The sequence below is a fragment of the Okeania sp. SIO3I5 genome, from assembly GCF_010672085.1.
Taxonomy (GTDB): Bacteria; Cyanobacteriota; Cyanobacteriia; order Cyanobacteriales; family Microcoleaceae; genus Trichodesmium.
The window spans coordinates 1-14478 of record NZ_JAAHHT010000240.1 but is presented as its reverse complement, the minus strand read 5'-3'; the positions used below and the strand labels follow the sequence as shown (position 1 = coordinate 14478).

9 protein-coding genes are annotated in these 14478 nt (G+C 41.4%); 3 read left to right on the top strand and 6 right to left on the bottom strand.

Annotation, left to right across the window (positions count from 1 at the left end):
• Together F6K40_RS33010 and msrA are read left to right on the top strand one after the other, a co-directional pair.
• Window positions 1-1151, top strand: a 1151-nt coding sequence (locus F6K40_RS33010; protein ID WP_293142268.1) for a tail fiber protein, incomplete at its 5' end; no start/stop codon positions are given.
• Between the two features lie 524 nt (window positions 1152-1675).
• The gene (gene msrA, locus F6K40_RS33005; RefSeq protein WP_293142266.1) at window positions 1676-2209 is read left to right on the top strand and encodes a peptide-methionine (S)-S-oxide reductase MsrA; all 534 of its coding nucleotides are present in this window, start codon (window positions 1676-1678) and stop codon (window positions 2207-2209) included.
• Between the two features lie 499 nt (window positions 2210-2708).
• On the opposite strand, the gene F6K40_RS33000 is transcribed toward msrA, so the two are convergent.
• A complete protein-coding gene (locus tag F6K40_RS33000) occupies window positions 2709-2879 on the bottom strand; it encodes a hypothetical protein (protein ID WP_293142264.1) in 171 nt (56 codons plus the stop codon).
• Between the two features lie 507 nt (window positions 2880-3386).
• Window positions 3387-4136 (bottom strand): dienelactone hydrolase family protein, encoded by a 750-nt coding sequence (locus F6K40_RS32995; RefSeq protein WP_293142262.1) that lies wholly within the window; start codon window positions 4134-4136, stop codon window positions 3387-3389.
• A 468-nt stretch (window positions 4137-4604) separates the two neighbouring features.
• Here F6K40_RS32995 and F6K40_RS32990 point away from each other — a divergent pair, with 468 nt between their 5' ends.
• Window positions 4605-5042, top strand: a complete 438-nt coding sequence (locus F6K40_RS32990) for a hypothetical protein (protein ID WP_293142260.1) — start codon at window positions 4605-4607, stop codon at window positions 5040-5042.
• 653 nt (window positions 5043-5695) lie between these two features.
• Here the strand turns inward: F6K40_RS32990 and miaB are convergent.
• The 4 genes from miaB to F6K40_RS32970 all read right to left on the bottom strand — a co-directional run.
• Window positions 5696-7069 carry a tRNA (N6-isopentenyl adenosine(37)-C2)-methylthiotransferase MiaB gene (miaB, locus tag F6K40_RS32985; RefSeq protein WP_293142258.1) on the bottom strand — a complete coding sequence of 458 codons (1374 nt, stop codon included), beginning with the start codon at window positions 7067-7069 and terminating at the stop codon, window positions 5696-5698.
• Between the two features lie 166 nt (window positions 7070-7235).
• Window positions 7236-12119, bottom strand: a complete 4884-nt coding sequence (locus tag F6K40_RS32980) for a CHAT domain-containing protein (protein WP_293142257.1) — start codon at window positions 12117-12119, stop codon at window positions 7236-7238.
• A 194-nt stretch (window positions 12120-12313) separates the two neighbouring features.
• A complete protein-coding gene (locus F6K40_RS32975; RefSeq protein WP_293142255.1) occupies window positions 12314-13483 on the bottom strand; it encodes an IS110 family transposase in 1170 nt (389 codons plus the stop codon).
• A 160-nt stretch (window positions 13484-13643) separates the two neighbouring features.
• On the bottom strand, window positions 13644-14478 hold an 835-nt coding region (locus F6K40_RS32970), incomplete at its 5' end, for a hypothetical protein (protein ID WP_293142253.1).

Genomic DNA, 14478 nt, shown 5'->3' with positions numbered 1-14478 from the left:
CCGCTGGTCCAGTAGGTCCGGCTGGTGCTCCTGGTACTCCCGGATTAGATGGTGCTCCTGGTCCCGCTGGCGCTCCTGGTCCCGCTGGTCCTGTGGGTCCCACTGGTGGTCCTGGTCCCGCTGGTCCAGTAGGTCCCGCTGGTGCTGCTGGTCCAGTAGGTCCCGCTGGTACTCCCGGATTAGATGGTGCTCCTGGTCTCGCTGGTCCTGCTGGTCCCGCTGGTCCAGTAGGTCCGGCTGGTACTCCTGGTACTCCCGGATTAGATGGTGCTCCTGGTCTTGCTGGTCCAGTAGGTCCCGCTGGTCCCGCTGGTCCGGTAGGTCCCGCTGGTGCTGCTGGTCCCATTGGTCCCGCTGGTCCAGTAGGTCCCGCTGGTGCTGCTGGTCCCATTGGTCCCGCTGGTGCTGCTGGTCCGGTAGGTCCCGCTGGTGCTGCTGGTCCTATTGGTCCCGCTGGTCCGGTAGGTCCCGCTGGTGCTGCTGGTCCAGTAGGTCCCGCTGGTCCCGCTGGTCCAGTAGGTCTCACTGGTGCTCCTGGTACTCCGGGATTAGATGGTGCTCCTGGTCTTGCTGGTCCAGTAGGTCCCGCTGGTGTTCCTGGTCCTGCTGGTCCTGCTGGTCCCGCTGGTCCGGTAGGTCCCGCTGGTCCTGCTGGTCCTGGAATAGCAACTTTCCCTATTGGCTACATAATTGCTGGAGACAACGCTCCCGCAGACTTTTTAACTGGGGAAATTGTTCTATGGCCTGGTCTATCTGTGCCACCTGGTTTCTTCTCTCTTGAAGGTCAAATATTACCGATCGCTGGTAATGGGGAGCTATTTGGTCTAGTGGGTACTCAGTTTGGAGGCGATGGAGTTAACAACTTTGCACTGCCTAATTTAGTTAACGTTAGTCCAGTTGGTCGTCCCCTGAATACCTTGCCTACTCAAACAGATGCTGTCACAGGTCTATTGTTTGTTGAGTTTCCTGCTGGTAGCGGTAATTTTATACCTGCAGACGAAGTGCCTAATGCAGTTGTAGATGGTGGAAATTTAGACGTTAACGACAACACTGTGACACTTCAACAGTTGGCCTTAGAAGCAGCAGCAGCAGAAGCAGCAGCAGCAGCAGCAGCAGAACCAGCACCTCTGGAATTCGAATTTGCTCCTTAATCAAATAGCTAATAAAGCTAAATTGCTTTTAGTAGAAATCTACTAAAAAAAATCTGATCGCTGATTTCAAGCGATCAGATATGACAAAAAACTAATAATTAAACCTTGCAAGTTTTCGTAACTTGCAAGGTTTTTTTTGCTGAAAAATAGGAATTTTATTCAATTTATACAAATTTTAAGCAGGATGATATATCTAGTGAATTGAAAATAAATTATCGTACCTAATTCACCCAAAGTAAATTGAAAAACTCGACTTGTTGACTTAATTGCTCTCTAATAGAATAGATTTTAGTTAAAGCCAAAAACCTTAAATTTCTTAGCTTGGGTTGAGAAATATAGTTTTCCTCCCAAATAATAAACCAAAATTTTCAGAGGTTTTGTTGGCTTTATTCTGTCAATAAGTTTTGCTAACAGTTTGTTAAAGAAAGACTGACGAATATCTCTATCTAAAACCTATTGCTCTCTAATCAGTTTACAATAAATATCTAATGGAAATTAGAGCCAAAGTTTGGAGGCAAAAAATAATGTTAGATACAATCGTATTAGGTGGCGGATGTTTCTGGTGCGTAGAATCTGTCTTTCTCTCTGTAGCAGGAGTAAAAGAAGTAGAGTCTGGTTATGCTGGAGGAAATACTAAAAATCCTGACTACAGATCTATATGTTCTGGAGCAACTGGCCATGCTGAGGTGGTAAAAGTTTCCTTTGACTCTGAAAAAATATCCCTGGGTGAAATCTTAGAAATATTTTTTGCGACTCACGATCCCACAACACTCAATAGACAAGGAAATGATGTTGGTACTCAGTATCGTTCAATTATCATGTGTCATTCTCAAGAACAAAAAGATATTGCTCAAGAAGTAATTTCAACCTTGGATAATAATGGTACTTTTAAAAATCCTATCGTAACTGAAGTGGTTGATTTGAAGGATTATTATAGAGCTGAAGAATATCATCAAAACTATTTTAATAAGAATCCTTATCAACCTTATTGTATATTTTCAATTCCTCCAAAGTTGCAAAAACTCAAGAAATATTTTCCTGATAAAGTATCCGCTTAATTAGAGTGTGGGAAGTTTGGAGAGTCTGACTTCGGCTATAATTCTGGAGATATCTATTAGACATCTCCAGAAAATAGGAAACAGGGAACACTTAAACTGGGAACAAAAAGAAATAATTCATAAGCTATGGATCAGAATTGATTTTTTTTGAATTTACGGAAATATTTATTAGTAATTAATAATTAATAATGGATAATGAATAATTATTTAAGTTGGAGGTTTTTATATTAAGCATGAAAAATTTTTGTTGACAAAAAACTTACAAAAAAATCAAGGTTTAAAGCCTCTCCTTTCAAGGAGAAAAAAGCGGTCGTTTTGCTACGCATAACTACGTTAACGCTGCGCGACATGTTTGCGGAGCTTTCCGTAGGATGGGATGGATGGGTTACCGGCGCCATATCCAATCGACCAAGAGAAGAAAAAAAATTTCCTTTTTAACTAATCGTCTTATTTTTAAGAAGAGGTAATTATTAATTATTAATTGTTAATTATTAATTATTCAATCGTCTGCCCAATAATTTAAAATTTTAGGTAGTCCTGCTGAGGAATGGCGAAGATACATAAGTTTTGTAATTTCTTCCCACACTTCCCACACTTCCCACACTTCCCACACCTCCCACACCTCCCACACCTCCCACACTTCCCACACCTCCCATACTCTCTCTACCATTCCTCAGCACCACCACCAAATTTTAATCACTGGAGAGTGCAAAGTTATACCAAAAAACAATTTGCTTTCAAGACTGAAAGTATTACTTGAAAAGGCTCACAATACCTACAGTTCTTATGAAAATAATTTTTAACCTTAAGATTGCTAAAAGCCTTAGTTAGTAATAGTTATTCCCAGAATTTAACACTGTCTAGTTAATCATTATTAATTATTAATTATTGCTCTGCTGATTAAATCTGAAAGTGTTTACATTCTAAAGCTTTTGACCTTTTTAAGTATTGAAAAAGTGGAAGATTTTGAGTTGAAAAGCCTCCTCATGTTAGTATTTTAGGCGCATAGTTGGACAGATAAATTGAGGAACAATTCTAACTCCTACCTCCTCTAAATTCCTATTTATACTGACTACTGACTACTGACTACTGACTACTACAAAAAGGAAAAATACTTTTAAGGAAAAATACTTTTTCAGCAAACCCTAATTATTAATTATTAATTATTAATTATTAATTATTTCCCCTTATTATCAAACACACGATCAAAGAAAGGTATAATTTCAGACCAAGCTGAAGTAGTTGCCACAGAGTCATAACGATAACCATCATCACGCATAAAAGTATGCTCTGCTTCATATAAGAAAATTTGGTGAGTTACACGACTTTCCTCCAAAGTTTGAATAATAGTTTGGCGATCGCCTTCTGGTGTATGAGGATCTTGACTACCAAAAACAATAAGTATCTCACCTTCAATTTCACTCACTCGTTTAATAGTATCAGCAACCCCCTTACCTAACTTCCCAATAGGAATTCCAGTAGGATAACAACAGACTGTAGCTTTAATATCTTTCTCAAAAGCAGCGCGGAAAGCTAAATGGCCACCAATACAAAAACCCATAGCTCCTATTTTATCTCCGGCAACAGAACTTTCTGCTTTGAGAAATTCAATAACAGCTCGAGTATCTGCATCATACTCAGGTACTGCTGTTCGACGAGCATTATCATTACCTCGCATCTTCCCTAGGTCATCTGGCTCCATAACAAGACCTATTGGCTCAGTTCGATGAAAAATTTCTGGGGCAGCAACTACATAACCATATCCCGCCAAATAGTTAGCTAGACGAATTATTGGGCCTCCTAACTGATAGATATCACAGTAAAATATAATACCTGGGTAAATTCCTGGTGGTTTAGGAGTTGCCACATATACACGCATTAAACTATCATCAACTATTAAATTAATGTTACGTTTAGTAATTTGCACCTATTACCTCCATTATTATACCTAAGAATTTTTCTCTAAAACTACCTTACCTTTTTGAAGCTGATTATGAAAGTTTATTAAGAATTGATTTTACAGAGTAACTTTTCGTTAATAACTACATTAGCAACCAAAAAATAGCAAAAAAAAGTTTCCCCAGGAAAACTCAGTAATTTCTCGGTGGTAACTGCTTAAGAATATCCAAACTTTGAAGTGATACATTCCCGAAAAATAGTAGACTATAGCTAATTTTATATAGCAACTTTATCGGCAATTTATCTTAAAAAAAATCTTCATCAAAGTTCCGTATTTTCCGGGTGGATAGTTAATTATTTTTAGTTGATAATGATATTAATAAGTTAAAAAGCAATGAAAAAAATGTGATTTGAATCATTGCTACTAATAATTAAAAGCCAGTAAATTGTTAATACCAATCTAGTTTTACATCTTATTCTTCTTAAGGAGCTGACTATGAATTTACCTCAAATCAATCAAAAATTTTTCCAATTGGGAGCATTTACACTTGGTACATTTTTATTATTAACTTCTTCTGCAAGAGTTTTAGGATCTACTCCTGCAGAAATCAAGAACAAAACTACATTAGCTGCTCAAGCATCTCGTCAAGAGTGGCGTATTTGTGATAAAAAAGGAGAAAATTGGTCTGAGGTAAAATACTTTGAATCTAAAAATTATTTTGCCAATATTTGTCGTAATGCTAATAGTCAATTAACTTTAGTAGCTGGTGCAAAATCAAATCCTAATGAACTTTTAGAATTACCTGTCAGTGGCGGACAAGGATATTTAGCTATTGATGGAAGTAAAACTTTTATGATCGACAATACTCATTTTAGTATGGCTATAAACGGATTGGTAGTCAGGAAAGAACAAGTAATTTACAGAGGGGAGTAGATTTACTAATTCAATTATGAGAAAATTTTTGATAATTAGGAATTTATTATTATGGCTTTATTTGTAGTTCATAATATTTCATTTGATTGTTGTTAAATATTACTCTTCATCCAAAAGTTTATTGTTGAATTAAACGGAATATTTCTCTATCTAAAAAGAACCGTAAATTATCTGGGTGCAACTTATATTACATTAGTAATTTAATAAAATAAAATACCATACAGTAGTTTTCATTATATTAGTAAATATCAGGGATGTTTGATGAAACATTCCTAGTGTAGTTTTTATACTAATTCTCAAAAGTTTTGATACAAACCCAGTTTCTCTGCTTTTTTAATACCGATACTACCGAATTTGATATGATCTCTCAAAGAGAAAAACTGCCAAGTAGGGTTTTGGGTTTAGAGATCAAATCTAACACCTTTCTACCTGACAGGATGGTTTACCAGCAAGGATATTTATTATTTGATTTCAGCAATTTATTAAAATTGTCAAAGTAGAACTTTTTACTCAGAAATAAATTTTATTTATTCACCCAAAAATTGGGGTAGTTACACCTCCTCTTTTAAGGGGATAAAATAAAGAATATTCCTGATTTCAATCCCAATGGTGAGCGCCAGAGGTACTGTTAACGCAGTTCCGACCTTATGAGACTAACTGATAACTGATAACTGATAATTGATAACTGAAGTGACTTCACCAGTCAAACTAAACGGACGCACCTCAGTAATTTTCACCTTGACTAACTTACCTTTCAACTCATTAATATCCCCCTCAAAAAATGTCAGACGGTTGCCACGGGTACGACCCATAACTTGATTCGCATTTTTAGGGTTTATATCTTCAACTAAAATTTCTTCAGTGCGACCCATATAACGTTGCGATCGCTCCCCTGCTTTTACCCCCACCAAATGATTCAACCGTTGCAGTCGATCTGCCTTTACCTCCTCACTCACTTGATTTTCCCATAACGCTGCAGGAGTTCCTGGTCTGGGAGAATAAGCAGCAGTATTCAACAGGTCGAACCCAATATCATCCACCAACTTCAGGGTATTCTCAAATTGTGCCTCAGTTTCCCCAGGAAAACCTACTATTGCATCAGCACTAATAGAAGCATCTGGCATCAGTTCCCGAATATTATCAATAATTCCGCGATATTTTTCATGGGTGTAACCTCTTGCCATCGCCTTCAATAATTTATTATCTCCAGACTGAAACGGAATGTGGAAATGTTCGCAAACCTTGGGCAACTCAGCACACGCTCTAATTAAACGTTCTGTGAAATAGCGGGGGTGACTGGTAGCAAAACGAATACGTTCGACACCTGGTACATCATGCACATAGTAAAGTAAATCTGTGAATGTGTGTTTCTTGCGTCCTTCTGCTGTCACTCCCGGTAAGTCGCGCCCATAAGCATCAATATTTTGCCCTAACAATGTTATTTCTGGATAACCTTGTCGCCCCAACTCTTCCATTTCAGCGCGAACAGCTTCAGGATAGCGAGACTGTTCTCTACCTCTGACACCAGGAACAACACAATAGGTGCAGTGTTCGTTGCAACCATAAATTATATTTACCCAAGCAGTAATTTTACTATCCCGTCTGGGTTTGGTAATATCTTCCACAATATGAATGGGTTCGGTAGCGACTACTTGGTTGCCATTGAAAACCTGTTCTAATAAATCTTGCAAACGGTTAGCGTGTTGAGGTCCCATAACTAAATCTAGTTCGGGGACTCGTCGCAGTAATGCTTCTCCCTCCTGTTGAGCGACACATCCAGCAACAATCAGGGTGAGGTCTGGTTCTTTATGTTTGCGTTTTGCTTGTCTGCCAAGATAAGAGTAGACTTTTTGTTCCGCATTGTCGCGAATGGTGCAGGTGTTGTATAGAATGATATTGGCTTCGTTCGGGTCATCTGAGGAGATGAGGCCCATATTATCTAGGATACCTGCCATCCGTTCGGAGTCCGCTTTATTCATTTGACAGCCGAAAGTGGTAATATGATAGCGACGTGGGTTTGTATTCATAATAAACTATTGGAATAAAATGATAGTATACAAAGGTTTTATATTATATCATAAAAAATCAGACAGGATTCTAGCCTGTGTTACTTTGGCCTTATGTAGCATAGGCTTCTAGCCTGTAGCACTCATATTCAGTAGCGTCTTTCTAGGCCGTTCTAGAATTTCTAGATTAACCCCTCAAACCTGCACAAATAAAACCACTCCAATATATCGGATGAGCAAAAGGATATTCTTCTTGGCTCTTTTGCTTTAGGTTTTCAATTGTTCTGCCAATGCGATCGTAAATTTTGCCTTGCTCTTTCCATTTTTTATCCCACTCTTTATATTCCGGGGAATCTTGGGGGTGACTGTTCCGCTGCTTTTTTCTTTCTCGCCTCCGTTTGCCAGCTTCCTTGAATTTCTCTTTTAGTGTTTTCTCCAAATCCTCTCTATACTTCTCTTCAAATTCCTTCCCAGTCAACTGTCGCAATTTTTGTTGGGCGAGTTGCAAAGCTTGGGGACGATTTTTACCTGCCAGGCGTAGTTGATGGTAAAATACTGAAAATAAAGAAGTGGCTAGATCGTCCACCGACCAAAGACTACTAACTGCCCCCCTAGCTCCGGCACATAAAAACCCTGTGTTCAAGGTCATCATGTTATCGCTGATGTCTGTGCTTCCCAGGTTAGTTTCGCAACAAGATAGGAATACTTCATCTAAGTCCGGGAAACGGAACGCCGGAGATAATAGCAGTCCCAGGGTTATTCTGCCGTCCGCTAAGATGAGGGCAGATTCGAGGTTGTTGTCCAGGCGAGATTGAGCATGGTGGGTTGATAGTAACCGTTGCACTTGGGGCAAGAGTTTTTTGTACTTGCTGACAGTGCCTTGACTGCCTTGGAGATATTGGCTACCGGCAACTTGGTACATTTCGGCAACTTGTCGCCCTTCATAGCTGGAACAGGGTAGGTCTTGGGTAGTGTTTTCAACAATGCCGTAGGTGGGAGAACTGGTTGCCAGGGGTGGACGCTGGTGGCAGAAGTCGAGAACTTGACAGCTTGCCTGGGTGCGGATGAGGAATTTGTCGCCGAAATAGTGGTTGTCTGCCAGGGGTAGGGCAGCAAAGGGGATTTGATGCAGGTATAAATGAGGGATGAGGATTAGTTCTTGGATGTCGTCTAATTTCTCTACTAATTTATCTAATTGCAACCGCTGACTGATTTCTGCAAGTTTTGAGGGCATCTGTTGACGCCAGTCATCAGTGGTAACGTAAGGTTCTAACCAGTTGTAGATCAACCAGATTTGTAACTCGCCCCCACCTTTCCCTGGACAGCTATGAACATCAACTCCACTGCGACGGACGATGAAAACGTAGGTGTCGTCGTTGGTGCTGTGAAAGCTGAGGATGGCGGTGGTCTCGTCTTCTATGAGTTGCTGCAATTTGGAAAATTCCAAGGGGGCAACTTGAATACCTTCCGCCAACACTCGGTCGAATTTGCGAATGTGACGGTAAACTTCCTGCTTTTCAGCTTCTAATTTGGCTATAGCTTCACTTTTAGCTTCCAAAGCAGCACGTTGGCGGGTAGCGGTGGCAGCATCCCTGGTTTCTCGGTTATCTTGGGATTGCTTGGAAGACCTCAAGCGCTCTATTTGCTGTTCCAAAGATTCAAATTGCTGCAACAGTTCCTCGGCTTCCGTGGTAATTTCTCCTTTGTGGTAAAGGTCTTTACTTGCCATGAGGTCAACTAACTGCCGACTTCGAGAACGTTCGACGTATGCAAAAGCTTGGGAGTATTGCTGGAGGTTGACGAAGCATTGAACGATGTTTTTGTAAACGCCGAGCGCTTCTTCGAGGATTTGTTGGCGGCGATCGTCGTCTTTTGACCAACTACGACTGAGTTCCACTGCGGTTATGGCTTGTTTGTAGGCATCTACGGCAGACTGCCAGTTGCCTTCCTTGAAGTGGAGTTCGCCTAAACTGCTCGAAGTTCTGAGACATTCAAAGGGATTCGCTTCTGGAGTGTGAACTTCCAGAGTATTTTGGTAGGCAGCAATAGCTAACTCCAGATTTTCAGCCCTATCTCCTTTGATTCTGTCTATGTAAGCAGCACCTAAATTATTCTGAGTTATTGCCCAGTTCCAGGGGAAACCATCTTTTGTGTAAACTTCCAGAGTATTTTGGTAGGCAGCGATCGCCAACTCCAAATTTTTAGCCCGTTTTCCTTTAATTCTGTCTATGTAGGTAGCACCCAAATTAATTTGAGCCATTGCCCAGTTCCAAGGGAAAGCATCTTTAGTGAAAACTTCCAGAGCATTTTGGTTGGCAGCGATAGCTAACTCCAGATTTTCGGCTCTGTCTCCTTTGATTTTCCTCCAATAGGCATTGCCCAAATTAATGTGAGTCATTGCCCAGTTCCAAGGGAAACCATCTTTGGTGTAGACTTCCAGAGTATTTTGGAGGGCAGCGATGGCTAACTCCAGATTTTCAGCCCTATCTCCTTTGATTCTGTCTATGTAGGCAGCGCCCAAATTATTCTGAGTATCTGCCCATTTGTAGAGAAAAGCTGCTTTAGTGTAAACTTCCAAAGCATTTTGGAAGGCAGCAATGGCTAACTCCAGATTTTCTGCCTTGTCTCCTTTGATTCTCTCTCTGTAGGCATTCCCAAAATTCATCTGAGCCATTGCCCAGTTCCAAGGGAAACCATCTTTGGTGCAAACTTCCAGAGCATTTTGGGAAGCAGCGATGGCTAACTCCAGATTTTCAGCCCTATCTCCTTTGATTCTCTCAGAGTAAGTACCGCCCAAATTAATCTGAGCCATTGCCCAGTTCCAAGGGAAAGCATCTTTGGTGAAAACTTCCAGAGCATTTTGGAGGGCAGCAATCGCCATTTCCAGATTTTCAGCCCTGTCTCCTTTGATTCTCTCTCTGTAGACAATGCCCAAATTATTCTGAGTATCTCCCCAGTAGTTGGGGAAATCATCTTTGGTGCGAACTAAAAGAGCATTTTGGAAGGCAGCGATAGCCATTTCCAGATTTTCGGTTCTGTCTCCTTTAATTCTCTCTCTGTAGACAGCGCCCAAATTATGCTGATTCACTGCCCATTCGTTGGGGAAAACAGCTTTTGTATAAATCTCCAGAGCATTTTGGAAGGCAGCGATAGCCATTTCCAGATTTTCGGTTCTGTCTCCTTTGATTCTCTCTCTGTAGGTATTGCCCAAATTATTCTGAGTCCCTGCCCATTCGTTGGGGAAATCATCTTTGGTGCGAACTAAAAGAGCATTTTGGAAGGCAGCGATAGCCATTTCTAGATTTTCGGCTCTGTCTCCTTTGATTCTATCAGAGTAGGCTACACCCAAATCATTCTGAGTTGCTGCCCAGTCGTTGAGGAAATCATCTTTTGTATAAATCTCCAGAGCATTTTGGAAGGCAGCGATAGCCATTTCCAGATTTTCGGTTCTGTCTCCTTTGATTCTATCAGAGTAGGCTACACCCAAATTATTCTGAGTTGCTGCCCAGTCGTTGGGGAAATCATCTTTGGTGCGAACTAAAAGAGCATTTTGGAAGGCAGCGATAGCCATTTCCAGATTTTCAGCCCTGTCTTCTTTGATTCTCTCAGAGTAGGCTAAACCCAAATTATTCTGAGTATGTGCCCATTTGTTGGGAAAAGCTTCTTTTGTATAAACTTCTAGGGCATTTTGGTAGGCTGCAATCTCTAATTCTAAATTTTCTGCTGCGGCTTTGTGGTTTCCCTCTGCTTTCAGTTGGTTGACTAAAGAATAGTAAGCAGTACCTAAATAGTCCAATGATGGGACTGCTCCTTGAGGATCTTTCAACTCCCTATAGATAGTCAAAGACTGTTGATGAAATTCAATCGCCTGCTCGTGCTGCCCCAAAGAGTCGTACATCTCGCCCAAAATACCTAGAGAGCTTGCCTCCCCTTGACGATCTTTGAGTTCCCGCTTGATTTCTAAACGCCGTTGGAAAAACTCTATTGCCCGTTCATATTGCTTTAGGGAATTGTACGCCAGACCTAGATCGGTTACGGAATCATCCTCCCCTTTCAGGTCTTTAAGTTCTCTGCTGAGAGTTAAACGCTGTTGAGAAAATTCTATCGCCTTTTCATATTCACCCAAAGAACGATAAGTGCTGCCCAGTGTATTCAAGGAGTGTGACTCCCACCAACGATTTTTAATTTCTCTAGCACCAACCAAAGATTCTTGTTGGCACTCCAAAGACTGTTCATATTGCTCCAAAGACCGATAATTAAGAGCCAAATTATAGAAAGAAGCACATTCCCCCCAGCGATCTTTAATTTCCTGTCTAATAACCAAAGACTGTTGATGATAAGCGATCGCCCCTTCGTATTCTCCTAAACTTCTACAAACATTACCCAAACCATTAAAAGCATCAGCCTTCCCTTTAGCATACCCAATCGCCTCTGCAATACTTAAAGCCTCTTGATGATAAGCCTTTGCCTCCTCATGTTTTCCCAGAAAATTATCTACCGATCCCAAACCATTCAGCGCATCAACCTCTCCCTGACTATATGCAATTTCCCTAGCAATAGCCAAAGATTCCCTATGCAGAGCGATCGCCCTTTCATTCTCGCCCAAACACCGACAACCTTTACCCAAACCATTGAGTGCATCAACCTCTCCTTGAGAGTCTGAAAGTTCTCGATATATGGTTAAACTCAGTTCGGAAAATTGTAGCGCTTCAGAAAACTGACTAATTTCATATTCGCGCCTCCCCATTTGACTCAAAACATCCGCAGTTTCCTGCCTGACAACCGCCTCTCTCTCAGAACTTCCCAACACCTCCCCCACTTGCAGCACCACACTTAACAGGGAATTTGCCTTATCCCAACTTTTATTATCCCTCAAACTTTCCACCTCCTCTGCCATTACTTCCAATAACTCCGGCGTAGCTAGCTCTTGGTGACTGTTTAAAACCTCCTGAAATTCTGCCCCACTGGTAGAACTCCTCCGACAATTGAGCAATTCTATAATCAGCTTTAAATAAGCTTTTTGCCGTTTAGATGCTTTGCTAGCCTTTGCCTCCCCAAATCCTTTTGCCATAATTTTTGATGAATTTATAGTTGAATAAAATACAGAACTTACCCACAGACACTAAATCCGTTGAGGGCGAATGCCATTCGCCCCTACATTATAAACTCTTCTCTAGTGGGAAGTAGTTGGGAAAGAGCGATCGCTATATTGAAACGATCGCCATTTTTTATCCTATTCTAAAGTAAGAATACCAGCTTTTCATCTTAGTGCTTGAGCAATTCCCGGTAAAAATACTCAACAGCCTTAGCGCAAATCTTCCTAATAACTTTGGGCAGAGGCTTGCCCTCAGCCTTCTCTTTGACATAAATCGCCCTAAGCTTTTCCCCAATAGGAGTCCTCGGATAAGAATGCTGTGGCTGAATCCTAGTCATGGCCCACTGCCATAGAGCAGTTTTGGCCATGATATTCCCCCCTCTGCCATAGCTACGTTTAGTGCCACTCCAGTTTCTAGTAGGAGCCACCCCCAAAATCTTCCGAAACCTTCTGAGGCTCAAATCATAGGTTTGTCGCTTACCAGACTCCTTACCGATGGCACTGATAATCTCAGGCTCTCCATCCGAACCAAAAAACTTCTCAACAGGATAAACTTGAGAAATGACGATCGCCTGCGTAGTCAAGCCAAACTTCAAATCCTCTACAGCAGCCAAATATTTTTCAAATTGAGACAACGATAAAAGCTGCTCAATCCGATTCTCAATCAACAACTCATGCTCCCCAATCAAACAGATTAATTGAGAATTAAACTCCGTATAAATTGACAAACCTTTCCCGTAACTTTCCAAATAAAGCTCATCATAATTTTGATTTTCCTCCCCAGCCAGCCACCTCCAGAACAAAGGAGGCGACTTCAATATTTTCCGAGGAGACTTAATCCGGGAAATTTCAGGAAATTCATCTTCCAAATCCTGATGGCAGATATTCACCAACCTACCAACCTCCCTCTCATAAGAAATTCTGCGCATCACCAAATCTCGAATCTCCGCCACCACCGGGTCTCGACGAGATAAAAAACGACGCGGATTGTCACCATAATCAAACCAATAGCAAGCCAACGCTAACGAATCAGCCTCATCATCCTTATCAGGCAAATCCAGAAACTTCCGATATGGAGCCAATGCCTGATTAGATATCAGCCACAACTCACACCCCATACTCAAAAGCCACCGCTCCCAGAACTTCAAATATTTAATTCCAGTAGGCTCCGCAACAGCAATGTCGGGAGATAGACTGCGCAGCAACTCTACTCCTGATGCATTATTTTCAATGTGGTAAAATTGGCACGAGTGATAAGCTTGTCGGGGATTGTTAGGGCGCTCTGTTAACAGACACGCCACAATACTTCCTCGTCCAACATCCATACCGAGGATTCGCATTAATGTTATAATAAATTAAGTGAAGAGAAAAAAAGGGCGCATGAATCTTTCAGGGAGCTATCCCAGTTCATCTTAAGCGCCCTGTTACTTTATTTAGAAGTGAGTCCAAGAATATCAAAGGGTTCATGCCCAATTCTTGTCTAGGACTCACAATAATATTTTAACCCACCCGACGCATAGGTGGCGAATGACTGTCAGCAGTTATGAGCTTAGGAGTACAATATTCCCTATGAGCAAGTCGCCAAGTCCGCTTGTACCTCAAGTCACCAAACTTTTTAACATCATCCTCCCCCAAACCCGCACGATAAACAGCACGTTTAAGTACAGAAATCGTAGTAGGAAAATCATCCGGATCAGGCGGTTCAAAATAATTATCATATTCAAACAATGGCAACTGCTCATAACGACTATCAGTAGTTATGCTCGGAGTTCGGTTCTCAACACTCCGATCATAAGCAGTTATGCTCGGAGTTCGGTTCTCAACACTCCGATCATAAGCAGTTTCTAGTCCAAACCATCGCTTTAAAGCTTCTGCATAATCTGGAGAGTCTTGCTCCCATAGTTGAAACTCATGGTAGCAACCATTTTTGCGAGAGTCAATTCCTGATAACACAAACCGCTTTAAATGTCTCATATAATCTGGAAAATCTTTCTCCCATCGTGCAAACCGCTGATAGTAGATGTTTAGGCTCAGGTCATAAGCTGCAACCTGTAACTTCGCCCACCGCCTTAAAGCTTTTGCATAATCTGGAAAATCTTGCTCCCATCGTCGAAACTCGCAATAGAAGTCGTCCAGATTAGAGAAATCATCCGGGTCAGGTCCTTCACAATAATCATCATACTCAAGCAATAACTGCCCAGAAGGATCGCTCTTAAACTCAACCTCACCAAACAGCAAATCCCGATCGCTATCCGACAACCTAGGAGTACAATATTTCCTATAAGCAAGTCGCCAAGTCAGCTTGCGCCTCAAGTCACCAAACTTTCTAATATCA

Excerpts from the sequence above, each read along its gene's own strand:
- F6K40_RS32975 (WP_293142255.1), bottom strand. The coding sequence starts at position 13,483 with ATGCGAATCCTCGGTATGGATGTTGGACGAGGAAGTATTGTGGCGTGT.
- F6K40_RS32990 (WP_293142260.1), top strand. The coding sequence starts at position 4,605 with ATGAATTTACCTCAAATCAATCAAAAATTTTTCCAATTGGGAGCATTT.
- F6K40_RS32980 (WP_293142257.1), bottom strand. The coding sequence starts at position 12,119 with ATGGCAAAAGGATTTGGGGAGGCAAAGGCTAGCAAAGCATCTAAACGG.
- msrA (WP_293142266.1), top strand. The coding sequence starts at position 1,676 with ATGTTAGATACAATCGTATTAGGTGGCGGATGTTTCTGGTGCGTAGAA.
- F6K40_RS33000 (WP_293142264.1), bottom strand. The coding sequence starts at position 2,879 with ATGGTAGAGAGAGTATGGGAGGTGTGGGAAGTGTGGGAGGTGTGGGAG.
- miaB (WP_293142258.1), bottom strand. The coding sequence starts at position 7,069 with ATGAATACAAACCCACGTCGCTATCATATTACCACTTTCGGCTGTCAA.